This is a genomic window from Bacillus sp. AFS037270, assembly GCF_002585305.1.
Genome location: NZ_NUNF01000055.1, coordinates 1 through 26623, shown reverse-complemented (window position 1 = coordinate 26623; position 26623 = coordinate 1). Strand labels below are relative to the sequence as shown.

Sequence of the window (26623 nt, the reverse complement as noted above, 5' to 3'; positions counted from 1 at the left end):
TTGATTCAATAGTATTGAATTAATAAAGGTTAGAGGTTAATCTCTCTAACCTTTGATTCAGTCTTTTGATACATCACGAACAAAGTTTAAGGTTTTTTACATACCAGGAGGGAGACTTACAAATGCAAGGCGAAAAAATTACAGTTACAAACGGCGTATTAAATGTACCAAACAATCCTATTATTCCATTTATCGAAGGGGACGGTATTGGTCCTGATATTTGGGCTGCTTCCGAGAGAGTTCTAAATGCAGCTGTAGAAAAAGCCTATAAAGGTGAGCGTAAATTAATCTGGAAGGAAGTTCTAGCTGGCGAAAAGGCTTTTAACCAAACCGGTGAGTGGCTTCCTAAAGAAACACTTGATGTAATCAATGAATATTTAATTGCAATCAAAGGTCCATTAACTACTCCTGTTGGCGGAGGAATTCGTTCTTTAAACGTTGCTCTACGTCAAGAGTTAGATTTATTTGTATGCTTACGTCCAGTAAGATGGTTTGAAGGCGTTCCTTCACCAGTTAAGCGTCCAGAAGATACTGATATGGTCATTTTCCGTGAAAATACTGAAGATATCTATGCTGGTATTGAATATGAAAAAGGATCAGAAGCAGCAAAGAAGGTAATCGACTTCTTACAAAATGAAATGGGTGTTAACAAAATTAGATTCCCTGAAACTTCAGGTATTGGCATTAAGCCAGTTTCTGAAGAAGGAACAAATCGTCTAGTTCGTGCGGCAATTAACTATGCCATTAAAGAAGGACGTAAGTCTGTTACACTTGTGCATAAAGGGAATATCATGAAATTCACTGAAGGCGCATTTAAAAACTGGGGCTATGCTCTTGCAGAAAAAGAATTCGGCGATAAAGTGTTCACTTGGTCACAATATGACCGTATTAAAGCAGAACAAGGCACAGACGCTGCGAACAAAGCACAAGCTGATGCTGAAGCTGCTGGTAAAATCATCGTGAAAGATGCGATCGCTGATATTTTCTTACAACAAATCCTTACACGTCCACGCGAGTTCGATGTTGTTGCAACATTAAACTTAAATGGTGACTATATTTCTGATGCCCTAGCAGCTCAAGTTGGTGGTATTGGAATTGCTCCAGGAGCTAACATCAACTATGAAACAGGGCATGCAATCTTTGAAGCAACACACGGTACTGCACCTAAATATGCTGGTCTAGATAAAGTAAATCCATCCTCCGTTATTTTATCAGGAGTGTTACTGCTTGAGCACTTAGGCTGGAATGAAGCGGCAACTATGGTAATTAAATCAGTAGAAAAAACAATTGCATCTAAAGTGGTAACATATGACTTTGCTCGTTTAATGGAAGGTGCAACCGAAGTAAAAACTTCGGAGTTTGGTGATGAGCTTATTAAGAACATGGAATAATCATCTTGCTTGCACAAAGCACATGAGTGTCTAAAAGGACCTTTGTTCTCTAAATGCTTTATCAGGAACAGGGGCTGTTATTAACAGCCCCTGCCTGCATGTATATGTTTTAAAAAAACTAATACGTTTAAGGGGAGAGCTTAAAATGTCATTAAAACGTAAAAAGATTTCTGTTATCGGCGGCGGTTTTACTGGTGCGACAACTGCTTTTTTACTAGCTCAAAAGGAACTTGGAGATGTTGTTTTAGTTGATATCGCTCCAATGGAAAACCCTACAAAAGGTAAAGCATTAGATATGCTTGAAGCTAGTCCTGTACAAGGTTTTGATGCCAGCATCACTGGTACATCTAACTATGAGGACACACGTGATTCTGATATCGTTGTGATTACAGCCGGTATTGCACGTAAGCCAGGCATGAGCCGTGATGATTTAGTGCAAACAAACCAAAAAGTGATGAAAAGTGTTACACAAGAGATCGTAAAATACTCTCCAAACTGTACGATTGTTGTTTTAACTAACCCAGTGGACGCGATGACTTACACTGTATTCAAGGAATCTGGTTTCCCTAAAAATCGTGTAATCGGCCAATCTGGCGTTCTTGATACAGCTCGTTTCCGGACATTTGTTGCTCAAGAATTAAATGTTTCTGTTAAAGATGTTACAGGCTTCGTTCTTGGCGGCCATGGCGACGATATGGTTCCGCTTGTACGCTACTCCTATGCGGGCGGTATTCCATTAGAAACGTTAATTTCTAAAGATCGTTTAGATGCGATTGTTGAACGTACTAGAAAGGGTGGCGGCGAAATCGTAAATCTTTTAGGTAACGGAAGTGCTTACTACGCACCGGCTGCTTCTTTAGTCGAAATGTGTGAAGCTATTCTTAAAGATCAACGCCGTGTATTACCATCCATTGCATACCTAGAAGGCGAGTTTGGCTATGAGGGGATTTATCTTGGTGTACCAACAATCCTTGGTGCAAATGGGATTGAAAAGGTAATCGAGCTAGATTTAACTGCTGATGAGAAGGCCGCATTAGACAAATCAGCCGAATCTGTCCGAAATGTAATGCAAGTATTAGTCTAATTATATTTTAGATTCGGGGATCACAAGCGGTCTCCGAATTTTTTCTATCACTAATGTAACCGTTTGCACAAAGGGGCGTATTTTGATGTTATTAGGAAAAAAAAGAAAGCTAGGCCGAAGAATTGAAGAGATTAGTGTTGGTGAAAAGTTGTCATTAACGGAAAAAATTGAAGACAAGGATCTCCTATTATTCCTTGGACTGACTGATGATGCAAATCCACTTTATATACAGCATGATTATGCTACCCAAACTCCTTTTGAAAAGCCGATCGTCCCAAGTATCATGCTAACAGGTATTATTACTTCCGCCGTATCAAAATATCTGCCAGGACCAGGCAGCTATATTTTAAAGCAGGAAATCGAGTTTCTTAAGCCTGTTTATCATTATGGGACTGTTGAGTTTCTATTTGAGGTGGTTGCGGTGAAACGATCAGAGCATGTAGTGGATATTCGTGTCGTTGGTGTAAATGAAGCAAATGTAACGGTGATTGATGGGATGTTAAAGGTGTGCCCGCCGCATCGGCTAGAGGATATCCATGGGAAGGCTTTGGATAATTTTTGAATTTGAGTTATGGACAAATTTCTTCATGGACGGTCTTAAAAGAAAAGAGGTAATTGCGATCAAAGAAAGAAGGTTCCATTGACCGCCGAGGAGAAAAAGAGGCCTCTAAGGGAAAAGAAAGAGGGTTTCATTGACCGTCAGGGAGAAAAAGAGGCCAAAGGGGAAAAGAAGAAGGGTTTCATTGACCGACAGGAAGAAAAAGAGGGCGATGGGGGAAAAGAAAGAGGGTTTCATTGACCGCCGAGGAGAAAAAGAGGCCTATAGGGGAAAAGAAAGAGGGTTTCATTGACCGACAGGAAGAAAAAGGGGCCTCTAGGGGAAAAGAAAGAGGGGTTCATTGACCGTCAAGGAGAAAAAGAGGCCCAAAGGGGAAAAGAAGAAGGGTTTCATTGACCGACAGATAGGTAAAAAGGATAAAAAGGTCAATGAAAAAAATATCATTGACCTTCTTTTCAGAATAAGGGCCTGTAGGGTAAATGAATGTATTCTAATTGCTCAACAAGGAAGGTATGTAGCCTCTAAGATCAATGCGCTAGTAACCTCATTTATGTTGCTCTAAGATCTTTACTCAAAATATCGTAAATTTCTGTCCCCTATTGATTTAAAGTTCTTTTTAAGTATCCGTCGAATGCTCTTTCTTGAATCAATTATTCCACACCACTCAAATACACCATTTGTAGTAATCCTCATACTCGGAAATAATAACCGAATCTCCTCTACACACCGTAAAACAGCAGATTCCACACTCTCTACATGCCCGCAATCATCACAAACAACAATTCCACTAGAAACAGAACACGAAAATGAATGACAAACAGAACATGTTATATCTCTACGTAATTGATTGTAATTATAAGCTGGGATATTCAAATTGGAATAAGGGGATTTAACTTGATGCAATGAAATGAGTTTATCAGCAATCTTTTTATGCCGATACGTTAATTTAGATGGCTCATTATCTAGTTTTCTCATAAGCTGTTTTAACTGTGGTGGATAGAAAATGGGCTTATCCATTGGAGCTTGATACAAGAAAAACTCTGGGTTTACAAATACAACACAGGCATCAATAGATTGGGAAAAGCCAAGGTTTTGGAATAATTGGAGGAGTAAGGAGTTGCTCCTTTTTATCTGGTCAAGAGGGTTTTTAATAATCTTTCCAAAATTCGTTTCGAATCGTTCCTCCCGATAACAATAATCGCCTTCATAATTTTTAACCTCAAAGAAATAAAAAGTTTCTTGAAAAATAATTGAAGTATCAAGCTGAAACGATGTGTTATTAATTTCAAGATTCAAATCATTTAAAATTAAGCAATCACTTTGCAGTTGCTCTGTTAATAAATCAAACTGGACCTCCCCTTCAAAACCTTTCTCTTTATATAGATAATACTTTTGCTGTTCCGATGTTAAATCCATTCGATTATTTAAGATTCTAAGAGCCTTTAAATCTTCGGGTACCGAACGTGGTTTATATGCCATATTACACAACCTTTCTTTTACAAATACTATTGTAAATAACAAAAATGGCGAAACCAGCGAGAATTGTGAATTCTTTGTAAACTTTTTTACATGAAAACGGTCTTATTTAACAAATATTGATCTTGGCCCATAAAACTAGATAATCGACATTCCTTATAGATATAATGAGGGTATCTAGTAAAATGGGGGTTATTTGATGAAAAATAAAGTACTAGTTGTCGATGATGAACAATCAATCGTGACCTTACTTCAATATAATTTAGAACAGGCTGGGTTTGAGGTTGTTACAGCTATGGATGGGGCAGATGGAAAACGATTAGCCGAATCGGAGTCACCTGATATTATTATCTTAGACTTGATGCTGCCAAACATAGATGGAATGGATGTTTGTAAACAACTGCGTCAACAAAATATTATGACCCCAATCCTCATGTTAACTGCAAAAGACGATGAGCTTGATAAAATTATAGGACTCGAGCTTGGTGCTGATGATTATATGGTCAAGCCTTTTAGTCCGCGGGAGGTCATCGCCCGCGTCAAAGCCATTTTAAGAAGAACACAAATCCAAACAGAAACAGCAGCCGTAGACAATGATCAAACAGAAGAGCAGATTCAGATTGGAAAATTAACGATCTACCCAGGAAAATATGAAGCCTTTTTCCAAGAAAATCAATTGGAATTAACCTTGAAGGAATTTGAATTGCTCCTTTATCTTGGACAAAATAAAGGACGTGTATTGACCAGGGATCAATTGCTAAGTGCTGTTTGGAATTATGACTTTGCAGGCGATACTAGAATTGTCGATGTTCATATTTCACACCTTCGGGAAAAAATTGAAGAAGATACAAAAAAGCCTGCCTACATCAAAACGATTCGCGGCTTGGGCTATAAACTGGAGGGACCTAAGGGAGAATGATCAAGTTCCGCTCAAGGACTTTCATTGCATTAATTAGTTTACTTGTGGTTGTTTTAATTGGATTAGGTATATTGCTTGGGCAATTTTTTAAATATAATTTTTTAGATACGCTGAATGATAAAATAAAAGTAGAAATCTGGTGGCTTTTATCGGCTGGTTTCGGGACTGCAATAATTGTCACTGTGATTCTTGGAATCAGGATTACCACAAGGTACACAAAGCCGATTAAAGCGGCAACCGAAGTGGCAATTGAACTTGCGCATGGTAATTATCGTGCCCGTACAACAGTGAATAGGTTAAATGATACCGGAATGTTAGGTTCTTCAATTAACATGCTGGCAGAAAATCTACAGGAACTCACCAAAGTTCGAGATATACAGCAGGACCGCTTGAGCGCTCTAATTGAAAATATGGGAGCTGGTTTAATCCTAATTGACAGCAGAGGGTATATTAATTTAATCAACAAGGGCTATATTGATATTTTTCATATCAATCCGAGTGAGTATCTAAATAAACAATATTATGAAGTTGTTGAATATGAAGAGATTTGTCAGCTTATTGCGGAGGTATTTCGTACGGAACAAAAGGTAAGTAAGCAATTACATTTACCTATGCAGATAGAAAGAAAATATTTTATCGTTTATGGTGTTCCAATCATCGGTGCTAACAATGTCTGGAAGGGTGTATTGCTCGTATTTCACGATATATCCGAAATCAAAAAACTGGAACAAATGCGTAAGGATTTTGTTGCCAATGTTTCTCACGAATTAAAAACTCCAGTCACCTCGATAAAGGGTTTTACCGAAACCCTCCTAGATGGTGCGATGAATAACAAAGAAACGCTTCAATCGTTCCTCTCAATTATATTAAAAGAAAGCGACCGGCTGCAGTCACTGATTCAAGACCTTTTGGAGCTTTCAAAAATTGAGCAGCAAGGCTTTCAGTTAAATATTCAGTCGATTGATTTATATTCGCTCCTTAAAGATGTCCTAAAACTTTTGGAGGGGAAAGCTAATACGAAAAATATTCAGTTCGAGTTTCACTGTAAACTGAACCAAGTCCGAATAAAAGGGGATTTAGATCGCTTAAAGCAGGTGTTTATCAATCTAATCAATAATGCGATTACGTATACACCGGCTGATGGGGTGGTTAGTATAAACCTGCTTGACAGTGATGGAAAGGTGCGTATTTCTGTAAAAGATACTGGAGTGGGCATTAGTAAAGAAGATATTCCCCGAATTTTTGAACGATTTTACCGGGTCGACCGAGCGAGAAGTCGAAACTCTGGTGGTACAGGCCTCGGCTTAGCTATTGTGAAACATTTAATGGAAGCCCATCACGGGAGCATAAGTGTGAAGAGTAAATTGGGTGAAGGCAGTGAATTTATCATTGAACTGCCAAAAGAAGTGATTTTGAAGGATGGTGAAGGTTAAATGGATAAGAAAAAGCTTGTGCTGATTGATGGGAATAGTATTGCTTATCGCGCCTTTTTTGCGCTCCCATTACTTAATAATGATAAAGGAATACATACAAATGCGGTTTATGGTTTTACAATGATGTTGATGAAAATATTGGAGGATGAAAAGCCGACTCATATGCTGGTTGCCTTCGATGCAGGTAAAACGACGTTTCGGCATAAAACCTTTGGCGAGTACAAAGGCGGCCGGCAAAAAACACCGCCTGAGCTGTCAGAGCAGTTCCCGTTCATTCGTGAGCTTTTGGATGCCTACGGTATTTCAAGGTATGAGCTCGAAAATTATGAAGCAGATGATATTATAGGTACGCTTTCGTTGACCGCTGAAAAGGATGGCTTTGAGGTAAAAGTCATCTCCGGTGATAAAGACTTAACACAGTTATCCTCGCCAATTACCACTGTCGGCATTACCAGAAAAGGAATAACAGATATTGAGGAATACACACCTGAGCATGTCGCAGATAAATACGGCCTGATTCCGGAGCAAATAATTGATATGAAAGGCTTGATGGGAGATGCATCTGATAATATCCCTGGAGTTCCGGGAGTAGGTGAAAAGACCGCCATTAAGCTTCTTAAAGAATTTTCTACCTTGGAGAACTTATTAGATTCCATTGACCAGGTAAGTGGGAACAAGCTGAAGGAAAAATTAGCTGAATTTAAGGAACAAGCTATAATGAGCAAAGAACTTGCGACTATTGAACGGCAAGCGCCGGTAGAAGTGGATTTAGATACGATTGCTTATGAAGGCTATACAAGAGAAAAACTAATCAGCTTATTTAAAGAATTAGGCTTCAACTCTTTACTTGAAAAGCTCGGGGATGAACCAATCGAAACAGTGGAACATGTGCTCGAAGATATCGACTACGTGATTCCAGAAGATATTACGGAAGATCTCTTTACTGATCACAATTATTTCTATGTTGAAATGCTTGATGATAATTATCATTATGCCGATATTATTGGTTTTTCAATTGTGAATGAAACAGGGTATTATTACTTGCCGACAGATCTGGCGTTAAAATCAGACGTCTTTAAAAAGTGGGCGGAGGATGAACAGAAAAAGAAAATTGTTTATGATGCCAAGCGCTCTGAGGTTTCTTTGCGAAGATATGACATCCATTTAAAAGGAACTGATTTTGATATTCTTATGGCAGCATATTTGGTTAACCCATCGGAAAATATTGAAGATTTAGCCGCGATTGCCAAAAGGTATCAAATCCTTAATATTCAATCAGACGAATCTTTTTATGGAAAAGGGGCGAAACGGAAGGTTCCTGAAACTGCAAAACTTGCCGAACATCTTGTTCGAAAAAGCCTCGCCATGTCAGATCTAAGAGACAAACTCGAAGATGAATTAAGGGAAAATGAACAATACGAATTATTCGAGGAATTAGAAATGCCTTTATCGTTAATTTTAGCGGACATGGAATCTTGCGGGATTAGGGTAGAGCAGGACCGGCTGCAGATGATGGGGAAAGAGCTCACAGAGAGGCTCATTGAAATTGAGGAGAAGATATGTGAGTTAGCTGGTGAAAAGTTTAATATTAATTCCCCTAAACAATTGGGTGTGATCCTTTTTGAAAAATTAGGCTTGTATTCCTATAAGAAAACAAAGACCGGTCACTCAACATCAGCCGATGTGTTAGAGAAATTAGCAGAGGATCATGAAATCATACAGTATATCCTTTTATATCGCCAGCTCGGGAAGCTTCAATCCACTTATATTGAGGGACTGCTCAAAGTGATTAACCCAAAAACGGAAAAGGTCCATACAAGATACCAGCAAACGTTAACAGCAACAGGCCGTTTAAGCTCGATCGATCCGAACCTGCAAAATATCCCGATTCGTCTTGAGGAAGGGCGGAAAATTCGTCAAGCATTTGTTCCTTCCGAAAAGGGCTGGGTTATTTTTGCAGCAGACTATTCGCAGATTGAATTACGAGTGCTTGCCCATATAGCCGGTGATGAAAAGCTAATTGATGCTTTTAAGCACGATATGGATATCCATACGAAAACAGCGATGGAGGTATTTCATGTTGAAGAAGATGAGGTAACCTCTAATATGAGAAGACAGGCAAAGGCTGTAAACTTTGGAATTGTCTATGGAATCAGTGATTATGGACTTTCGCAATCCTTAGGGATCACAAGGAAAGAAGCAGGACAGTTTATTGACCGTTATCTTCATACGTATCCAGGTGTTAAGGAATATATGGATGATATTATTCACTCTGCCCGACAAAAAGGGTATGTGACCACTTTAATGCAAAGAAGAAGGTACCTTCCTGAAATTACTGCCCGGAATTTTAATTTACGAAGCTTTGCCGAAAGAACAGCGATGAACACTCCAATCCAAGGAACCGCCGCTGACATTATCAAAAAAGCGATGATCGATATGGATGAGGCCTTAAAGGATAAAGGCCTTCAAACACGGCTTTTACTCCAGGTCCATGATGAATTAATCTTTGAAGCTCCTGAGGAGGAGATTGAAACCTTGAAGAAATTAGTTCCTGATGTCATGGAAAATGCGCTTGAATTAAAAGTGCCTTTGAAGGTTGACTATGCCTATGGTCCAACCTGGTTTGATGCTAAATAAAAGGAGGACCTAAATTGCCGGAGCTTCCTGAAGTAGAAACCGTTAGAAAAACATTAAAACAACTTGTCCTTCATAAGGAAATTGCCAACATTACTGTCTATTGGCCTAAAATCATTAAAAATCCTGTTGAGGTGGAGCAATTTATTGATGCCTTAAAAGGAGAAACAATCGTGGATGTAGGCCGAAGAGGGAAATTTTTAATTATTTATACAGATCAATTTGCGTTGGTGTCTCATTTACGAATGGAGGGCAAATATGGTCTCTATCCAAAAGAAGAGCCTTTTGATAAGCACACACATGTGATTTTTCATTTTACTGATGATACCGAGCTAAGATATCGCGATGTGCGCAAATTTGGGACGATGCATCTCTATAAAAAGGGCGAAGAATTCGTACAGCCTCCATTGTTGGAACTTGGTCCTGAACCATTTTCGGAGGAGTTTACAAAGGAATACTTAGCTGAAAAATTAAAAAAGACTAATCGCAGAATTAAAACAGCCTTATTAGACCAAAAATTGTTTGTTGGTCTTGGAAATATCTATGTTGATGAGGCTCTATTTCGTTCAGGTATTCATCCTGAGCGGATTGCAAGCACACTCAATGAAGAGGAAATATCAGTATTACATGATGAGATTGTTGCGACCTTAAGTGAGGCGGTTACAAAAGGCGGCAGTACGATTCGTTCATATGTAAACTCTCAAGGCCAAATTGGTATGTTTCAACTGGACTTATACGCATATGGACGAAAAGGGGAAGCGTGTAAAAAATGCGGAACACCCCTAGAGAAAACCACTGTTGGCGGTCGGGGAACACACTATTGTCCGAACTGCCAGAGAATTTAGAACAGACGCAGCGTTTTTGAGAAGAGAATAACAAAACACATTGGATGGGCTCCTGCCATATACTATCGTAGTGATTTCGGAGGAAGGAGCCCTATACATCATGGTTCAGTTATTCTCACTTCTTATATTAGCTTTCGCTCTCAGCCTTGACAGCTTTAGCGTTGGCTTCACCTACGGGTTGAGGCAAATGGTTATGCCGCTTAAATCCGTTTTAATTATAGCTACCTGCTCGGCGGTTTCATTAATGATAGCCGTGTCAATCGGACATGGTCTGGAAAAGATACTATCACCGAAACTAACGGCAAGCCTTGGAGGGATCATCTTAATCGTCCTTGGTGCCTGGGTATTGTATCAATTTTTCCGGCCTGAGAAAGAAAAAGAATTGCTAAAGCATGAAAAAACCATAGTAAATTTTGAAATACGCTCTTTAGGAATAGCAATAAATATCCTAAAAAAACCGATGTCTGCCGATTTTGACCAATCGGGTACGATTACAGGAATTGAAGCCTTGATGCTTGGATTTGCATTATCTCTAGATGCTTTTGGAGCAGGGATTGGAGCAGCAATGCTTGGGTACTCCCCCTTTTCATTAGCCTTTACTGTAGCCATCATGAGTTCCCTTTTTGTGATGTTGGGAATAAAAAGTGGAACATTTTTTCATAGATTTGAATGGATTCAAAAGTTTACCTTCTTACCAGGCATCTTACTAATAATAATCGGAGTTATGAAGCTATAACTTTAGAAAGGAATAAAGCATGTCACTAGTTATAGGGCTAACAGGCGGAATTGCCAGTGGAAAAAGTACAGTTTCAAACATGTTGAAAGAAATGTCAATCACAGTTATCGATGCAGATGTAGAAGCCCGCTTAGCAGTAATGGAAGGTGAACCTGCTTATAATCAAATAATTTATGAATTTGGCGAGGGTATTCTTTTAGAAAATGGAGAAATCGACCGGCAAAAACTTGGCGCGATTATCTTTCATCAAGCTGACAAACGGAAGCGTTTAAATGAAATAACCCATCCGGAAGTAAGACGAAGAATGCTTGAACAAGTGGAGACTGCCAAAAGGAATAATGAAGAGGTTGTGGTCTTGGATATCCCCTTATTATTTGAAAGTAAACTAACCGCAATGGTTGAAAAAACGTTACTGGTTTATGTGGACAGTGACATCCAATTGCAAAGATTAGTGGAAAGAAATAACCTAACCATTGCAGATGCACAAGCAAGAATCAGCTCTCAAATGCCCTTATCAGAAAAAATCAAGCTTGCAGATGCTGTAATTAATAATAATGGAACACTTGAAGACACAAAGCAACAGCTTCTTACGGTATTAGATAAATGGGGCTTAAAGCAAAAATAATTGATTTGAGAAGGCTCTAGCCTTCTTTTTTTTTGTTTGGAAAATGGTGTATCTGCACCTATTTAAAATAATTAATAAAATTCCGCTATTTAATGATCACAATCAAACCTAAATATGTTATACTAATTGCAACAATACTAGTTAATAGTATAACACTAATACGAAAGGGGCCGTAAAATGAAAGCGAGAATTGCCATTAATGGATTTGGGAGAATTGGGAGGATGGTTTTTAGAAAAGCAATCCATGAAAGTAATCTTGAGGTTGTAGCAATAAATGCGAGCTATCCGGCAGAAACATTAGCTCATCTAATTAAATATGATACAAATCATGGGCCATTTCAGGGGGATGTCATCCCTTTAGATAAAGAATTAATTGTCAATGGTAAAAGAGTTAAACTTATAAATAATCGAGTGCCTGAGGAATTACCATGGAGAGAACTTGGGATTGATATTGTTATTGAGGCAACGGGAAAATTTAATTCTCGTGAACTAGCAGCACTACATCTTGAAGCAGGCGCCAAAAAGGTTATTTTAACAGCACCAGGCAAAAATGAGGACGTTACCATTGTAATGGGAGTAAATGAAGATAGGCTTGATCTCACTCAGCATGATATTATCTCCAATGCCTCTTGTACAACAAACTGTCTTGCTCCAGTTGCAAAGGTGTTAGATGAAAAATTCGGTATTGAGTGTGGTTTAATGACAACCATCCACTCTTACACAAATGACCAAAAAAATATTGACAATCCACATAAAGACTTACGGAGAGCCCGTTCATGTGGACAATCTATCATTCCAACAACAACAGGGGCGGCCAAGGCTATTTCATTGGTACTGCCACAATTAAAAGGAAAACTCCATGGGATGGCATTGCGTGTGCCTACGCCAAATGTTTCGTTAGTGGACCTAGTGGTGGATTTAAAATGTGATGTCACACTAGACGATATTAACCAGGCATTCTTAGAAGAAGCCAATGGATCATTAAAAGGAATCTTGGATTTTACAATGGAACCTTTAGTATCTGTAGACTTTAATACAAACTCCCATTCTGCTATTATTGACGGCCTTTCGACGATGGTAATGGGAACGAGAAAAGTGAAAGTATTAGCTTGGTATGATAATGAATGGGGCTATTCATCCAGAGTGGTCGATCTTGCCCTTTATGTGGCAGAGGGAATCGCCAAAATGTCGAAGGTGAAAGTCAGCTAATTATTTCTCACAATCATTTATGAAAATGCTGTCGTTTGACAGCATTTTTTTAGTGGTTTAAAATAAAAAGCAACAAGAGGTGTACCAAATCGTACACCTCTTTTTATATTTTTATCAGAATGTTGTAAAATAGATAAAAAAAGGAAGAATCCTGGAGGGTAGAGCTACTATGGTGAATATTTTTACACGTTTTAAAAAACAAATCGAAACTTCTGATCGAAATACGGAAGACTCTTTAAAAACGCACTATTATAAGGCAACTTTTAATCAATTGTTTCAGTCTGTAGAAAAGTTATTTCATGATGATGCGGATTGCCGGGTAACAACAGTATCTAAAGATCACGGGGAGATTGCTGTTGAAATTAATAAACCGATCCCTTGCTTTCTTGTTGTAACAATTGTTTCTGTCAAACCATTGGAAACGGCAGTAGATTTTAATATTTCTTCCGAGAGTTTTTCCATCCTAGGCATGTACCCTCAGTTGAAAAAGAGGATTGAATCCTATTATGAAAAGATTAATAAACTACATAACCTTGTCGAAATAAGAAAAAACTCGTAATCCCCTACTTGTGTAAAAGTCCGCTTTTTTATAAGATAAACTTAAGGATTTTGTTCGGGATTATAGGCATGTTTTTAGAAAAATATGAAACGTATCACGCCTTTGTCTTCGCCCCTTTGGGGAAAACCAGTGGCAAGTTCTTTATTCAGATTTGGAGTTGATTAACAATGAAGTGCCCTTCATGTCAAAATTACGGTACACGTGTGCTTGATTCCCGGCCTGTTGATGAAGGACGTGCAACACGGAGAAGAAGAGAATGCGAGGAATGCGGTTATCGGTTTACTACTTTTGAGAAGATTGAAGAGATTCCCCTGATTGTAGTGAAAAAGGAAGGAACAAGAGAAGAATTCAGCCGTGATAAAATCCTAAGGGGCCTGATTAAGGCGTGTGAGAAACGCCCTGTCGCTTTAAAGGAGTTAGAGGATATTACGCATGGTGTAGAGAAAGACCTTCGCAGCCAGGGTATTTCGGAAATCAAAAGTGAGGCGATTGGCGAGATGGTTATGGACAGGCTTGCGCATGTAGATGAAGTCGCCTACGTACGATTTGCTTCCGTTTACCGCCAATTTAAAGATATCAATGTATTTATAGACGAACTAAAGGAATTAATAAAAAAGGAAAAATCGTAAAAGGAGCTAAAAATTTTGGCTCTTTTTGTTTAGAAGGCGAAAGCGCCTTGAACAGGGGCGACAAGCATAAGACGAGCCNNTGCTTTTTAACCTTCTTGCCGGATTGACTTATGACCTCGAGCCCCTAGGCGCTGTAGCTGGACTTTAATTTTATTTTTCAGGGGAAGGGTTGAATTGATATGGCGCAGCATTGGCAGGAAATTCTTCCTATCGACCGTTATATGGTAGCTGCCGGAGGGCTGCTGCATGAATATGATCGGAAAGTGCTGACGTTTTTATATCAGCCTCTGATTGGGTCAACTTGCTTAAGTTTGTATATGACACTTTGGGCAGAGCTTGAGGAAAATCGTCTTTGGTCAGAATCATCTACACACCATCTATTAATGAATCTGATGGGGATGAATTTAAAGGAAATTTATGAAGCACGGTTAAAGTTAGAGGGAATCGGATTAATCAAGACCTATGTCAAGACGGTTGATGAAGAGCGTTCCTTCATTTATGAGCTTCAGCCGCCTTTAAATCCGGAGCAATTCTTTTTAGATGGAATGTTAAATATCTATTTGTTCCGAAAAATTGGGAAGAATCATTTTGCCCGGCTGAAACGGTTTTTTACCGATAAACTAAAACCAAAGGAAAATGAATTTCAAGATGTAACAAAGGCATTCCAGGATGTGTTCGCCTCGGCCACGCTTGGGAGCATGCAATATATCCAAGATGTTTCAGGGGAATTACAAGCAGAAGAGGATGAACAATTTATTGGCCGTCAGGAGCAAAAAGGGATTCAAATGGATATCGAAACTTTTGATTTTGGTCTGCTAATGGCCGGATTAAATGAATCGCTTGTACCTAAAAAGGCATTAACGAAAAAAGTGAAAGAAGTCATTAGTAATCTTTCATTCCTCTATAATATTAATCCGATTGAAATGAAAAATTTAATTCTCGATGCTATTAATCCAAATAATGAAATCGATCTCGAAGAATTACGAAAAGCAGCACGGAACTGGTATCAATTTGAAAATAATGAGCAGTATCCAAGCTTAGTAGAACGTACGCAGCCGCCAAGGTACCGAGTCCAATTGGACGAACCAAAGACGAAGGAAGAAATGTTGGTCCGTTCGTTAGAAACTACCTCTCCCGTTAAGGTGTTTAGAGATGCTTCACACGGAATTGAACCATCTGATACCGAATTGAAAATTATTGAAGATGTGATGTTCAAGAAGAAATTGCTTCCTGGTGTTGTCAATGTTCTCATCCAATATGTCCTGTTAAAAGCAGATTCGAAATTCACTAAGAATTATGTTGAGCAGATTGCCAGCCATTGGGCGCGCAAGGAAGTTAAAACTGTAAAAGAGGCAATGGAATTAGCAAGAAGTGAACATAGTAAGTACCTTTCTTGGGATAAAGAAAGGAAAAACAGAAAAGCATCTAATAAAAAGCCTATTAGGACAGAGCTTTTGCCTGATTGGTTTGATAAAGAACCAAAGAAAGAACCTGCAGAAGGTCCAGAAGAAAAAATCCCTGATTTAGAGGCTAAAAAACGTGAAATCGAAGAAATGTTAAAAGCAATCGAAGATTAAGAGGTGACATATGGAAAAGATAAACCGAACACTAAAACGGATAGCCTCAAGTGAAAACTTTCAAAAACGATACGAAAAAATGCGACAAGAAACGCTTTCGAACCCAGCTGTTAAGTCGTTTATATTGGAACATCAAGATGAACTGACCAAGGATTCAATCGAAAAGGGCTTAAATAAGCTATATGAGTACATTAATCAAAGTAAAGAATGTAATAAGTGTGAGAGTCTTGATGGCTGTATCAATATGATGAAAGGATACCATCCGGAGTTAGTATTAGTAAGAAATACAATTGATGTCCGTTATGAAAGATGCCCAAGAAAAATAATGGATGATGAAAAACGAAAAAATGAAAAGTTAATTAAAAGTTTATATGTTCCTAAAGATATTTTGAATGCTACGTTTGAGGATTTAGAACATGATGATAATCGAATCGATGCGATTCAAAAATCACTTTCATTTATTTTAAACTATGAACAAGGGAAGCCGGCAAAGGGATTATTTTTATATGGAGAATTTGGAGTAGGGAAATCATATTTACTGGGTGCAATTGCTAACAAGCTGGCCAAAAAACAAATTTCCTCGATGATCGTTTATGTCCCGGAATTATTGCGAGAAATGAAAAGTTCAATAGCCGATTCCACCTTAAACGAAAAAATTGAGGCCCTGAAAAAAGAACCGATTTTAATGCTGGATGATATCGGGGCGGAGGCTATGTCAAGCTGGACAAGGGACGAGGTTCTTGGTCCTATCCTGCAGTTCCGGATGCTGGAAAGCCTTCCTACCTTTTTTACTTCAAATTTTGATTTAAAAGGGCTCGAGCACCATTTAACCTATAGCCAGCGTGGCGAGGAAGAGAAAATGAAAGCCCGCAGAATTATGGAAAGAATCCGTACCTTGAGCCAGCCTGTTTTAGTAGATGGGCCCAATAGAAGATAATAATATTATTATTAAAGGATTGCCTATACGATGGCGATCCTTTTTTTATTTAAATAATATTTCTGAGGCCTAGCGTACTTCTATTTTGGCCAAGTCCCCCATATATATTAAACAGAGATTTTTCTAAAAAGGGGGGATTTGGTTGGCGGAAATTATCTTCCAAAGCAAGAAGGATGCGAAGCGGTTTTATAACCACTTGCTAACGTATTTACCATGCATTTCTGATGAAAAAACTATTCTTCTAATAGAAGATCGACATATAGTACAAGTTTTAGATGGCAGCTTTTCTAATGAGATGTTTCATAAGGTGAAAACAGCCTTTTATGATTTTATTACCACCGTGAAACGTAATGACTGGTTTCGAGATATTATTAAGAATCACTATTTTTTTCACAATGAGGAAGAACAACATCAGATTATCGAAATTATTTATTCCATCCTGGAAGGTCAAAGAGAGGACCTTGTCATTTTCTTAAAGGAAACCAATAAAGAGACGTCTTTTATTGAGGATGCAGTTGATCAAATGTTTCATGGAAATGTTTCTTTCTCCTTCGATTCCTTGCTAAAATTTCGCTTGCGGCCATACCTGCAGATGCTCGAAGAATATGTAGAACTCGCCATTGATGAATACAAAATGGAGCAGGAATATCAAATGTTTATCCAAATGCTCCGCGACTTTTTGGTAAAGCGGGAGCCGAAAATGGCGACTCTGCATGTATTATTTGACGAGGAAATTACGTTTTATAATGAGGAGCTGGCAGAAATTAAACGGGCGGAATTAACGAGAATGATTGACCGGAAATTATTAGTCAATCATCCAGTTTATGTTGATTCTGTTTCAATCGCACCACTCTTATCAATTGCTCCTACGTCTATTTATCTTTATACGAATAACCCCGATGAGCCGCTGGTAAGAACAATCAAAAATATTTTTGAAGAACGGGTGGTGATTAAAAATTATACCGCCCTAAGAAGTTTGAAAAAATGGACAGCGGAACCAGGGTCATCAGAAAATCATGCATAAAGTTATAAAATAATGTCAATATTTAGTTTTATGTACCTTGCTTTTTCAAAAGTAAATGATTATAATAACGTACATAGCAAATATTGAAGTAAAAGTAATGATAAGGACAATAGTATTTCTTTACGGTTTTTAGAGAGGAAGACCACCGGCTGAAAGTCTTCTAACACGGACTAAATACTTACCACCTTTAAACTTCGACAGTGAATGTTTCTTTTTTAGAAATTAGTAATTGTTGACGGTCTACAGCCGTTACCTGACCAAAGTCATTTTTAATTGTATTTATTAAAAATGAAAAATTGGGTGGAACCACGTGTTAATCAAAACTCGTCCCTATTCCTAGGGACGGGTTTTTTTATTTTTTAAAGCAGCCTACAAGGGCATAAAGTCCAGGGCGCAAACAATTAAAGGAGGAGTTAATATGTCAGATGTTGTTAAGATTTCGTTTCCTGATGGGGCAGTAAAGGAGTTCCCTAAAGGGACAACAACAGAAGATATTGCCGCTTCCATCAGCCCGGGCCTCAAGAAAAAGGCAATTGCCGGCAAATGGAACGGTCAAATGGTTGATCTTCGCCGTCCTATTCTAGAAGACGGTTCTATAGAAATTGTTGTACCAGAATCAAATGAGGCATTAGAAGTATTGCGCCATAGTACAGCACATCTAATGGCACAAGCGGTGAGAAGACTATATCCAGATGTCAATTTAGGTGTCGGCCCGGTTATTGAAGGCGGCTTCTATTATGACATGGACCTTGATGTATCGTTAACACCAGAGGATTTGCCAAAGATTGAAAAGGAAATGGCGAAAATCGTCAATGAAAATCTTGAAATCGTTCGGAAGGAAGTCAGCCGTGCTGAAGCGGTGCAGCTTTTTAAAGAAGCTGGAGATCCTTACAAGCTTGAACTAATTGAAGCGATTCCGGATGAAGAAACAGTAACAATCTATGAGCAAGGTGAATTTTTCGATCTTTGCCGTGGTGTTCATGTCCCATCTACTGGAAAAATCAAAGAATTTAAGCTATTAAGTATTGCAGGTGCTTATTGGCGCGGCAACAGCGATAATAAAATGCTGCAGCGCGTTTACGGTACTGCCTTCTTCAAGAAGGAGGACTTAAAAGAGCATCTTCGTTTATTAGAAGAAGCGAAAGAGCGTGATCATCGTAAAATTGGGAAAGAATTAAGTCTTTTTACAAGTAACCAATTAGTTGGTCAAGGCTTGCCGTTATGGCTTCCTAAAGGGGCAACCATCCGCCGTGTGATTGAACGTTACATCGTTGATAAAGAACAGCGTCTTGGTTATGACCACGTGTACACTCCAATTATGGGAAGCGTTGATTTATACAAAACTTCAGGTCACTGGGATCATTATCATGAAGACATGTTCCCGATTATGGAAATGGATAACGAGCAATTAGTGCTCCGCCCAATGAACTGCCCGCACCATATGATGGTGTACAAAAACAGCATGCACAGCTATCGTGAGCTTCCAATTCGGATTGCGGAGCTTGGACTAATGCATCGTTACGAAATGTCAGGGGCATTAGCAGGATTGCAGCGTGTCCGTGGGATGACATTAAATGATGCTCATATTTTCGTCCGTCCTGATCAAATTAAAGATGAATTCAAACGTGTTGTGAATTTAATTCTAGAAGTATATAAAGACTTTAATATTAACGATTACTCGTTCCGTCTTTCTTACCGTGATCCGCAAGATACTGAAAAGTATTTTGATGATGATGCGATGTGGGAAAAAGCACAAAGCATGTTGAAGGAAGCAATGGATGATCTTGGTCTTGATTATTTCGAAGCTGAAGGAGAAGCAGCCTTCTATGGTCCTAAGCTCGATGTGCAAGTAAGAACTGCACTTGGTAAAGATGAAACATTATCAACTGTTCAATTAGACTTCTTACTGCCTGAACGATTTGACTTGAATTATGTCGGGGAAGATGGCAAGCAGCATCGTCCTGTTGTTATTCACCGCGGCGTTGTATCGACAATGGAACGGTTTGTTGCTTACTTGATTGAAGAATACAAAGGTGCATTCCCTACATGGCTTGCTCCAGTACAGGTTCAAGTGATTCCAGTTTCTCCTGACGCTCATTATGAATATGCGAAACAGGTTCAGGAACAGCTGCAAAATGAAGGCTTCCGTGTAGAATTAGATGGCCGTGATGAAAAGATCGGTTATAAAATCCGTGAAGCGCAAATGCTGAAAATACCATATATGCTCGTTGTTGGTGACAAAGAAGTGGAAGATAATGCTGTCAACGTCCGGAAATATGGAGAACAAAAATCAGAAACGAAGCCATTTGTTGATTTCCTTGCAGGACTTCTAGCAGAAGTAAAACGCGGCTAAGCTTAGTTTGAAAAAAAACCACAGCCTTTTTGGGCTGTGGTTTTTATTTTGAAAATATTCATTTGGAACTCGCTAGTTTAGTCCTCTAGCTGGAACGTATGAGTAAAATGAGTCTTCCCGTTTTCATCTTGGATTTCAACAGTAGCCTGCTTATTTGCAGGGTCCACCTTAAATACACCGAAGTTGAAGAAATTACCTTCTGCGTATAATCTTTCAGGGCCAAAGGTTGTGTCCAAGGTGCCAGGGTTAATTTTTACAGCGCCGATTGGACCACTGATCAGCTCATTATAGTCTGTTTTTCCATCTCGATTGGCATCATATTTGATGATTTCTGCAAAATGGACATCGGTGGTAACGAAAAAGACGTTTTTAATTCCTTTTTCGATAATGAAATCTGAGATTTTTTTGAACTCGTTCTCATAGCCTGTTGGATCATTTGGGTTTACATTGTCCCCATTTGCCCATCCATCCCTAGCCATTGCTTTTCCGGTTGGTACGGAGATTGGCACGGAAGTCGCTACCAGTTTCACTTTTGCATCAGACTCGAGAAGCTGCTGCTCCAGCCATTTTAACTGTTCATCACCTAGCATCTGTTTATCCGGTCCGTCAGCCTGTGTGTTAGGTGAGCGGTAACCGCGGTTGTTCAGGATAATCATATCCATTGTATTACCCCAAGAGTATTTATGATAAAGCTTGTCCGCTGAACTGCGCTCACTTGAAATCGGCCAATAGTCCTTAAACGCTCTTAATCCGGTTGGAGTAAGCTCCTGAGAAGGACCTGAAAAGTCATTGGTCACTTCATGATCATCCCAAATCGAGAACGTCCCTGTTTTTTGCAAAAGACTGCGCAAACCAGCATCTGTACGGTTTTCTTTATATTTAGCCCAGAAATCCTGAACTGTTTTAGAAGGAGGGTTAGGGACAGCAGGTGTTTTATTATCTGCATAAATGGTGTCCCCGCTGAATAGGAAGAAGTCTGGATTTAAATTAGACATTGCTTTGAAAGATTTATATGGCGGAATCTCTCCCTGGCCGCCAGTATCTCCACCCCAAACCATTGTCATTGGCTTTAAGCTGTTTTCCTCCGGTGCAGTTTTAAAGGATCCGGTTACCTTATACTTACTGGAAAGTGCATGACCACGATAATAATATTTTGTATCGGCTTTTAAACCGTTGACCTCTAAATTTACCGTAAAATCATCCTCTTTAGAAGCATGACCGGTTTTTACGATTGTATCATTTTTAAAATTGCTGTCAGTTGAAATTTCGAATTGGACTCCTGCTTCTCCATTTGCACGAGCCCATAAAATGGCTGAAGAATTGGTTATATCACCACTTGCCACTCCGTGTGAAATAAATGGCTTTTTCAATAAATCGTCCAACAGGTCAGGATTATTTGTGAATTCTCCATCAACACCAAGAGATAGCATGGATACCAAATCATCCTGAGAATTTACGGTCCAAGGATGGACGAGAAGCTTGTTTTGATGAGCGGCCTCCATGAGTTTTGGAACAACAAGCTCTTTGCTAGGACCTACACCAGTAGCATAATCAGAGATTCTCTGCATCTCTTGGTACACATCTTTGCCTGCCAGCATGCTGCCGGTATAAAGCTGAATCAACTTTACTTTAGGAGCGAGGGTTTTTAACTTCCGCAGGCTATCCTCGCTAAATGATTCAAGAAAAAGCTTTTCATCATCCAAGGCATTGGTTCTTTTTAAGATTTCGATTACTTTCTCTTCCATACCGGGGTAAACGTTCGGTGCTTTTGTTTCCATGTAAAGACCGACTTTTCCGTTTCCGTGTAGTTTGACAAATTCTATTGCTTCTTCAAGAGTTGGGACCTTTTGTCCGATGTACTCTGTTTTTGCTTTGTCTGGATATGCTTTATTGAACCATGAGCCCGCATCAAGTCGTTTGATTTCATCAAGTGTAAAATCCTTAACCCTCCATGGTGCACGGTCCGGATAGAGGTCCTTTGCATTAGTTGTTCGTGCCAAGGTTTCATCGTGCATAGCGATTAACTGGCCATCCTTTGTCATTTGTAAATCGAATTCCACATAATCCGCCTTCATCGTCATTGCCTGTTTATAGGCTGCAAGTGTATGTTCAGGACCGTATGCAGATGCCCCGCGATGAGCAATAACGGCAACATCAGAATTAATCGGGCGTAATGTAGTTTGTCCATTGTCAGTAGCTGTACTTTCAATTGGGTGAGCAAATACTGCTAAAGGAGCTGCCGAAGTTACCGAAAGTGACAAACAAGCAAGGCTGGCGATCAAACCTTTTTTCATTTCATATCCATCTCCTATAAGTTTATGTATTTCAAACATAAAACTATAGGAGAATTGTAAAGTGGGAATTACTAGAATATTAATCTTCTGTAAAAGGAGCATAAACAGTACCTTTTACCTATCAAACCCGCCTGTCGACAGCCTTTCGTGGAAGATTGTTGTTTATCAGCTGGTTGATAATCATGAATGAACAAGAGCATTTGGAAAGGCTATAACAGCATTTTTAGAAAAAAACTATTGAATAATTTTTTGTTTCTTGCTACAATAAATTTCGTTGTCAAAGAAAAATAGTTCGTTTGACAAGGAATCTTAGCTATGATATAGTTACTAAGGTAAAATTGAATACTTATTTTTGGGAAAAGAAGAAGCACCCGCTTCTCACCTGATTGACGCTAGTTAAGCAGTTGGCAGGTTTTACGTGAACTTTTTGTTTATTACTTATGTTCTGTAAAGTGTGGGTGTATTCATCCGCACTTTTTTGTTTGTTTACTTAAGAAATAGCACTTTTAAAAGTAATTCATGCCTGTCAATCAAATTAGGGTGTCAAACAATAAGGTGATCTTATTCTTGTACCCAGACGTTGTATTCTTGATAAAACCTTGGAGGTGGCTAATTATTAGCAAAGATATGTTGTTAAATGAGGGCATCCGTGCTCGTGAAGTTCGTTTAATTGACCAGAATGGCGAACAATTGGGGATTAAAACCAAGTTCGAAGCATTGGAAATTGCCGGAAGAGTAAATCTTGATTTGGTACTTGTTGCACCAAATGCAAAGCCTCCGGTAGCCCGGATTATGGACTATGGCAAATTCAAATTCGAGAATCAAAAGAAAGAAAAAGAAGCTCGTAAGAATCAAAAGATTATTACTACTAAAGAAGTTCGTCTAAGCCCAACGATTGATGAACATGACTTTAATACAAAGCTTCGTAATGCCATTAAGTTTTTGGAAAAAGGCGACAAAGTAAAAGCGTCAATCCGTTTCAAAGGCCGGGCGATTACCCATAAAGAAATCGGTCAACGTGTGTTAGACCGTTTTTCCGAAGCGTGCAAGGAAGTTGCAACGATTGAATCACATCCTAAGATGGATGGACGAAGCATGTTCCTAGTTTTAGCACCTAAAAACGATAAGTAATATAGGGAGGACTATTACAATGCCAAAAATGAAAACTCACCGCGGCGCTGCAAAGCGTTTCAAGAAAACTGGTTCTGGTCAACTTAAGCGTGACCATGCTTATACAAGCCACTTATTCGCTAACAAATCAACAAAAGCTAAGCGTAAACTTCGCAAAGCAGGTCTTGTTTCAAAAGGCGATTTCAAACGCATTCGTCATTTACTAACTTACGTAAAATAATTATAAGTGATCGATTTATTATAGGAGGGAAATTCCATGCCACGTGTAAAAGGCGGTACTGTTACCCGCAAACGTCGTAAAAGAGTTCTTAAATTAGCTAAAGGTTATTACGGTTCAAAACATACATTATATAAAGTTGCTAACCAACAGGTTATGAAATCATTACAATATGCTTTCCGTGACCGTCGTCAGGTTAAGCGTGATTTCCGCAAACTTTGGATTACTCGTATCAATGCAGCAGCTCGTATCAACGGTCTTTCTTACAGCCGTTTAATGCATGGCTTAAAGCTTGCTGGTATCGAAGTAAACCGCAAAATGCTTTCTGAACTTGCAATTAGCGATGCAAATGCATTTGCTGAATTAGCAAACGTTGCTAAGCAACAATATAACAAGTAATATAAAAAAGCCATTCTCATCATGAGGATGGCTTTTTCTATAAAAGGGGAAAATGGAATGAAACTATTCTTTATTGCGGTGATTGTCATGAACTTAGTTGGGCTTTTGATTATGGGAGAGGATAAAAAGCGAGCCAAAAACCATCAGTATAGAATTAGCGAGAGGACACTCTGGCTTGTGGCGATCTTTGGCGGGGCGATTGGGACAACAGCAGGAATGCAAGCTTTCCGTCATAAAACAAAACATACAACCTTTAAACTTGGCTTTCCAATTCTTGCAATCCTAGAGTTTATTATCTTCTTAAAAATACTCATCTAGAAATGGCATCATACACGGCTAGTCTGTAAAAATTCGTTCACAGGGCTTTTCCAATGGATTTCCGCATTCGGATATTTTTCAAGTATTTTTTCAGTTAGATAAACGAAGTCATCTTTGATAAGCCCTTTTAGTGCTGCGGTATGATCGGGCCAAATCAAGATTGATATAACATCAAAGCTATCATCCTTTACACCCATATATTTTTCGCCAACAAACACTACGCCTTTATAGGTTACAAAAAAGTTTTTTCTAATATCTTCATCATCAAGAAATAAAAAACGTTTATGTCTACGTGCCGAATCAAGTTTTCGGGACGAATTGAATAATGATTTGATACCCAAGTAAAAGATGGAAAAAAGTAAGAACAACAATATGAAACGCAGCAACCAGATCATGGATTTGCCCCCTGTAACTAACCTATTTTTACTTGTAATACGATTTGAGTAGAAAGAAGTTTCACCTATTTATCGTTTTAATATAATTTTCTAAAGAAGGAGTGCTGGTCATGGAATTAAAGAAACTTTTTCAAATGCAAAGAGCATTGGATTCCCATATTGAAGAAAAACACGAGCTTGAAAATGAGGATTTGTTTGACAGGAAGGTGCTTGCTTTATTGGTCGAAATTGGTGAATTAGCGAATGAGACCCGATGCTTTAAGTTTTGGAGTGTGAAACCCTCGTCACCCAAAGACGTGGTATTAGAAGAGTTTGTTGATGGGGTTCACTTTATCTTGTCACTAGGGATTGAGTGCGGTTTTGATCAAAAGTCTATCGCTATAAAGGATCAAGAATCAGTAAGAACTGTGACTGAGCAGTTTCTCCATGTCTATGAATCCATTAGTCATTTTCAAAAAAGTAAGGCTTTTGATGATTATGTAGAATTAGTGGAGTCATATCTAAAGTTGTCATCATTATTAGGATTTACGATTGAGGATATAGAAAAGGCATATTTTGCAAAAAATGAAGTAAATTATCAAAGACAACAAAATAATTACTAGCAGAAAATTTGTAGCGGGTCGAATTCGTTTTGTATAATTAAGGTTGTACATACCTATTAGGGGGTTTAAACATGGCGAAACTAGACGAAACATTAACAATGTTAAAGGACTTAACAGATGCCAAAGGTATTCCCGGCAATGAGCGTGAAGTGCGCGAAATAATGAAAAAATACATATCTCCATATGCCGATGAAATCACTTCTGATGGACTGGGCAGTTTAATCGCCAAAAAAGTTGGGAAAGAGGGCGGCCCCAAAATTATGGTAGCCGGTCATTTGGATGAAGTAGGCTTTATGATTACACAAATCGACGACAAAGGCTTCCTTCGTTTTCAAACAGTAGGCGGCTGGTGGGGACAGGTTATGCTGGCTCAGCGCGTGACGATTGTGACAAGAAATGGTGAGGTAACAGGTATTATTGGTTCTAAACCGCCGCATGTTTTATCAGCAGAAGCCCGCAAGAAGCCAATTGAGATCAAAGACATGTTTATTGATATTGGTGCCTCAAGCCGTGAGGAGGCGCAGGAGTGGGGTGTTCGTCCTGGCGACATGGTTGTCCCATATTTTGAATTTACCGTCATGAATAACGAAAAAATGTTATTGGCAAAAGCATGGGATAACCGAATTGGCTGTGCGATTGCTATTGATGTATTAAGGCAATTACAAGGGGTGGATCATCCAAACGTTGTCTATGGTGTCGGCGCTGTTCAAGAAGAGGTCGGTTTGCGTGGTGCGAAGACAGCGACTTATAAAATTCAACCGGATATCGGTTTTGCTGTTGACGTTGGTATTGCTGGTGATACTCCTGGAATCACTGAAAGAGAAGCCATGAGCAAAATGGGGAAAGGACCGCAAGTCGTGGTTTATGATGCTTCTATGGTGGCACATAAAGGCCTGCGTGACTTTGTCACTGATACTGCGGATGAGTTGAATATTCCATATCAATTCGAATCGATCCCTGGCGGTGGTACAGATGCCGGTTCGATTCACTTGACGCATAATGGTGTACCAGCACTTGCCATCACGATTGCGACTCGTTATATCCACTCACATGCAGCCATGCTTCATCGTGATGATTACGAAAATGCGGTTAAATTGATTGTTGAAGTCATTAAGCGTCTAGATCGAGAGACGGTTGATAAGATTACCTTTGAATAAAATACTGACCCTCGGTTTATGGTTAGCCGGGGGTTTATTTTTTGAAATCACCATTTTATCCTTGCTTCATTGCCCAAACTAGAGAATTTTTCGTTCAGAAGGTCAATGAAACAGCGTGTC

Annotated in this window: 25 protein-coding genes and 2 other annotated features; of the genes, 22 read left to right on the top strand and 3 right to left on the bottom strand. The window is 39.0% G+C overall.

Annotation, left to right across the window (positions count from 1 at the left end):
* The first annotated feature begins 122 nt into the window (after positions 1-122).
* The 3 genes from icd to COD92_RS24095 all read left to right on the top strand — a co-directional run bounded on the left by icd (position 123) and on the right by COD92_RS24095 (position 3037).
* Positions 123-1391: an NADP-dependent isocitrate dehydrogenase gene (icd, locus tag COD92_RS24105; RefSeq protein ID WP_098532776.1), complete on the top strand. Its 1269-nt coding sequence runs from the start codon at positions 123-125 to the stop codon at positions 1389-1391.
* Positions 1392-1536: 145 nt separating this feature from the next.
* Positions 1537-2475, top strand: coding sequence for a malate dehydrogenase (mdh, locus tag COD92_RS24100; RefSeq protein WP_098532774.1), 939 nt, complete (start codon positions 1537-1539; stop codon positions 2473-2475).
* A gap of 85 nt (positions 2476-2560) precedes the next feature.
* Positions 2561-3037: a MaoC/PaaZ C-terminal domain-containing protein gene (locus COD92_RS24095; RefSeq protein ID WP_098532772.1), complete on the top strand. Its 477-nt coding sequence runs from the start codon at positions 2561-2563 to the stop codon at positions 3035-3037.
* A 564-nt stretch (positions 3038-3601) separates the two neighbouring features.
* Here the strand turns inward: COD92_RS24095 and COD92_RS24085 are convergent.
* Positions 3602-4513, bottom strand: coding sequence for a nuclease-related domain-containing protein (locus tag COD92_RS24085; RefSeq protein ID WP_098532768.1), 912 nt, complete (start codon positions 4511-4513; stop codon positions 3602-3604).
* A 196-nt stretch (positions 4514-4709) separates the two neighbouring features.
* Between COD92_RS24085 and COD92_RS24080 the strand changes: the two genes are divergently transcribed.
* The 13 genes from COD92_RS24080 (at position 4710) to thrS (ending at position 19990) form a co-directional block, all read left to right on the top strand.
* On the top strand, positions 4710-5429 hold the full coding sequence (locus COD92_RS24080; protein ID WP_098532766.1) for a response regulator transcription factor: 720 nt from the start codon (positions 4710-4712) through the stop codon (positions 5427-5429).
* Positions 5426-6862: a two-component system histidine kinase PnpS gene (pnpS, locus tag COD92_RS24075; RefSeq protein ID WP_098532764.1), complete on the top strand. Its 1437-nt coding sequence runs from the start codon at positions 5426-5428 to the stop codon at positions 6860-6862. The genes COD92_RS24080 and pnpS overlap by 4 nt, the downstream gene beginning before the upstream one ends.
* A complete protein-coding gene (gene polA / locus COD92_RS24070) occupies positions 6863-9499 on the top strand; it encodes a DNA polymerase I (protein WP_098532762.1) in 2637 nt (878 codons plus the stop codon).
* A gap of 14 nt (positions 9500-9513) precedes the next feature.
* Positions 9514-10341 (top strand): DNA-formamidopyrimidine glycosylase, encoded by an 828-nt coding sequence (gene mutM / locus COD92_RS24065; protein ID WP_098532760.1) that lies wholly within the window; start codon positions 9514-9516, stop codon positions 10339-10341.
* 100 nt (positions 10342-10441) lie between these two features.
* Positions 10442-11077, top strand: a complete 636-nt coding sequence (gene ytaF / locus COD92_RS24060; protein WP_098532759.1) for a sporulation membrane protein YtaF — start codon at positions 10442-10444, stop codon at positions 11075-11077.
* A 19-nt stretch (positions 11078-11096) separates the two neighbouring features.
* Entirely contained in the window at positions 11097-11702 is a 606-nt protein-coding gene (gene coaE / locus COD92_RS24055; RefSeq protein WP_098532757.1) for a dephospho-CoA kinase, read from the top strand.
* Positions 11703-11879: 177 nt separating this feature from the next.
* A complete protein-coding gene (locus COD92_RS24050) occupies positions 11880-12911 on the top strand; it encodes a glyceraldehyde-3-phosphate dehydrogenase (protein ID WP_098532756.1) in 1032 nt (343 codons plus the stop codon).
* Between the two features lie 169 nt (positions 12912-13080).
* The gene (locus COD92_RS24045) at positions 13081-13470 is read left to right on the top strand and encodes a hypothetical protein (RefSeq protein WP_098532754.1); all 390 of its coding nucleotides are present in this window, start codon (positions 13081-13083) and stop codon (positions 13468-13470) included.
* Between the two features lie 167 nt (positions 13471-13637).
* Complete coding sequence (nrdR, locus tag COD92_RS24040; protein WP_026563356.1) at positions 13638-14099, top strand: transcriptional regulator NrdR; 462 nt, start codon at positions 13638-13640, stop codon at positions 14097-14099.
* 179 nt (positions 14100-14278) lie between these two features.
* A complete protein-coding gene (locus COD92_RS24035; protein ID WP_098532753.1) occupies positions 14279-15676 on the top strand; it encodes a replication initiation and membrane attachment family protein in 1398 nt (465 codons plus the stop codon).
* 10 nt (positions 15677-15686) lie between these two features.
* Positions 15687-16613, top strand: coding sequence for a primosomal protein DnaI (dnaI, locus tag COD92_RS24030; RefSeq protein ID WP_098532751.1), 927 nt, complete (start codon positions 15687-15689; stop codon positions 16611-16613).
* 142 nt (positions 16614-16755) lie between these two features.
* Positions 16756-17637 carry a putative sporulation protein YtxC gene (gene ytxC, locus COD92_RS24025; protein ID WP_098532749.1) on the top strand — a complete coding sequence of 294 codons (882 nt, stop codon included), beginning with the start codon at positions 16756-16758 and terminating at the stop codon, positions 17635-17637.
* Positions 17638-17725: 88 nt separating this feature from the next.
* Positions 17726-17972: a binding site (T-box leader), on the top strand.
* Between the two features lie 83 nt (positions 17973-18055).
* Positions 18056-19990 carry a threonine--tRNA ligase gene (gene thrS, locus COD92_RS24020; RefSeq protein WP_098532747.1) on the top strand — a complete coding sequence of 645 codons (1935 nt, stop codon included), beginning with the start codon at positions 18056-18058 and terminating at the stop codon, positions 19988-19990.
* A 77-nt stretch (positions 19991-20067) separates the two neighbouring features.
* On the opposite strand, the gene COD92_RS24015 is transcribed toward thrS, so the two are convergent.
* A complete protein-coding gene (locus COD92_RS24015; RefSeq protein ID WP_098532746.1) occupies positions 20068-22284 on the bottom strand; it encodes a glycerophosphodiester phosphodiesterase family protein in 2217 nt (738 codons plus the stop codon).
* Positions 22285-22637: 353 nt separating this feature from the next.
* Positions 22638-22770: a sequence feature (ribosomal protein L20 leader region), on the top strand.
* A gap of 126 nt (positions 22771-22896) precedes the next feature.
* On the opposite strand from COD92_RS24015, the gene infC reads away from it, so the two are divergent.
* From infC to COD92_RS23995, 4 genes are read left to right on the top strand one after another with little or no spacing between them, the layout of a single operon-like run.
* Positions 22897-23415: a translation initiation factor IF-3 gene (infC, locus tag COD92_RS24010; RefSeq protein ID WP_176541431.1), complete on the top strand. Its 519-nt coding sequence runs from the start codon at positions 22897-22899 to the stop codon at positions 23413-23415.
* Positions 23416-23434: 19 nt separating this feature from the next.
* Positions 23435-23635: a 50S ribosomal protein L35 gene (gene rpmI / locus COD92_RS24005; RefSeq protein WP_098532742.1), complete on the top strand. Its 201-nt coding sequence runs from the start codon at positions 23435-23437 to the stop codon at positions 23633-23635.
* 36 nt (positions 23636-23671) lie between these two features.
* Positions 23672-24031 carry a 50S ribosomal protein L20 gene (rplT, locus tag COD92_RS24000; RefSeq protein WP_098532740.1) on the top strand — a complete coding sequence of 120 codons (360 nt, stop codon included), beginning with the start codon at positions 23672-23674 and terminating at the stop codon, positions 24029-24031.
* A 57-nt stretch (positions 24032-24088) separates the two neighbouring features.
* A complete protein-coding gene (locus COD92_RS23995; RefSeq protein WP_098532738.1) occupies positions 24089-24349 on the top strand; it encodes a DUF1294 domain-containing protein in 261 nt (86 codons plus the stop codon).
* 8 nt (positions 24350-24357) lie between these two features.
* Here COD92_RS23995 and COD92_RS23990 read toward each other — a convergent pair whose 3' ends face one another.
* Complete coding sequence (locus tag COD92_RS23990) at positions 24358-24744, bottom strand: sigma-w pathway protein ysdB (protein ID WP_098532737.1); 387 nt, start codon at positions 24742-24744, stop codon at positions 24358-24360.
* A gap of 110 nt (positions 24745-24854) precedes the next feature.
* Here COD92_RS23990 and COD92_RS23985 point away from each other — a divergent pair, with 110 nt between their 5' ends.
* On the top strand, positions 24855-25346 hold the full coding sequence (locus COD92_RS23985; protein WP_098532735.1) for a dUTP diphosphatase: 492 nt from the start codon (positions 24855-24857) through the stop codon (positions 25344-25346).
* Between the two features lie 71 nt (positions 25347-25417).
* On the top strand, positions 25418-26503 hold the full coding sequence (locus COD92_RS23980; protein WP_098532733.1) for a M42 family metallopeptidase: 1086 nt from the start codon (positions 25418-25420) through the stop codon (positions 26501-26503).
* Positions 26504-26623: the final 120 nt, after the last annotated feature.

Coding starts and splice junctions, on each gene's coding strand:
- icd (WP_098532776.1), top strand. CDS start 123: ATGCAAGGCGAAAAAATTACAGTTACAAACGGCGTATTAAATGTACCA.
- mdh (WP_098532774.1), top strand. CDS start 1,537: ATGTCATTAAAACGTAAAAAGATTTCTGTTATCGGCGGCGGTTTTACT.
- COD92_RS24095 (WP_098532772.1), top strand. CDS start 2,561: ATGTTATTAGGAAAAAAAAGAAAGCTAGGCCGAAGAATTGAAGAGATT.
- COD92_RS24085 (WP_098532768.1), bottom strand. CDS start 4,513: ATGGCATATAAACCACGTTCGGTACCCGAAGATTTAAAGGCTCTTAGA.
- COD92_RS24080 (WP_098532766.1), top strand. CDS start 4,710: ATGAAAAATAAAGTACTAGTTGTCGATGATGAACAATCAATCGTGACC.
- pnpS (WP_098532764.1), top strand. CDS start 5,426: ATGATCAAGTTCCGCTCAAGGACTTTCATTGCATTAATTAGTTTACTT.
- polA (WP_098532762.1), top strand. CDS start 6,863: ATGGATAAGAAAAAGCTTGTGCTGATTGATGGGAATAGTATTGCTTAT.
- ytaF (WP_098532759.1), top strand. CDS start 10,442: ATGGTTCAGTTATTCTCACTTCTTATATTAGCTTTCGCTCTCAGCCTT.
- coaE (WP_098532757.1), top strand. CDS start 11,097: ATGTCACTAGTTATAGGGCTAACAGGCGGAATTGCCAGTGGAAAAAGT.
- COD92_RS24050 (WP_098532756.1), top strand. CDS start 11,880: ATGAAAGCGAGAATTGCCATTAATGGATTTGGGAGAATTGGGAGGATG.
- COD92_RS24045 (WP_098532754.1), top strand. CDS start 13,081: ATGGTGAATATTTTTACACGTTTTAAAAAACAAATCGAAACTTCTGAT.
- nrdR (WP_026563356.1), top strand. CDS start 13,638: ATGAAGTGCCCTTCATGTCAAAATTACGGTACACGTGTGCTTGATTCC.
- COD92_RS24035 (WP_098532753.1), top strand. CDS start 14,279: ATGGCGCAGCATTGGCAGGAAATTCTTCCTATCGACCGTTATATGGTA.
- dnaI (WP_098532751.1), top strand. CDS start 15,687: ATGGAAAAGATAAACCGAACACTAAAACGGATAGCCTCAAGTGAAAAC.
- thrS (WP_098532747.1), top strand. CDS start 18,056: ATGTCAGATGTTGTTAAGATTTCGTTTCCTGATGGGGCAGTAAAGGAG.
- COD92_RS24015 (WP_098532746.1), bottom strand. CDS start 22,284: ATGAAAAAAGGTTTGATCGCCAGCCTTGCTTGTTTGTCACTTTCGGTA.
- rpmI (WP_098532742.1), top strand. CDS start 23,435: ATGCCAAAAATGAAAACTCACCGCGGCGCTGCAAAGCGTTTCAAGAAA.
- rplT (WP_098532740.1), top strand. CDS start 23,672: ATGCCACGTGTAAAAGGCGGTACTGTTACCCGCAAACGTCGTAAAAGA.
- COD92_RS23995 (WP_098532738.1), top strand. CDS start 24,089: ATGAAACTATTCTTTATTGCGGTGATTGTCATGAACTTAGTTGGGCTT.
- COD92_RS23990 (WP_098532737.1), bottom strand. CDS start 24,744: ATGATCTGGTTGCTGCGTTTCATATTGTTGTTCTTACTTTTTTCCATC.
- COD92_RS23985 (WP_098532735.1), top strand. CDS start 24,855: ATGGAATTAAAGAAACTTTTTCAAATGCAAAGAGCATTGGATTCCCAT.
- COD92_RS23980 (WP_098532733.1), top strand. CDS start 25,418: ATGGCGAAACTAGACGAAACATTAACAATGTTAAAGGACTTAACAGAT.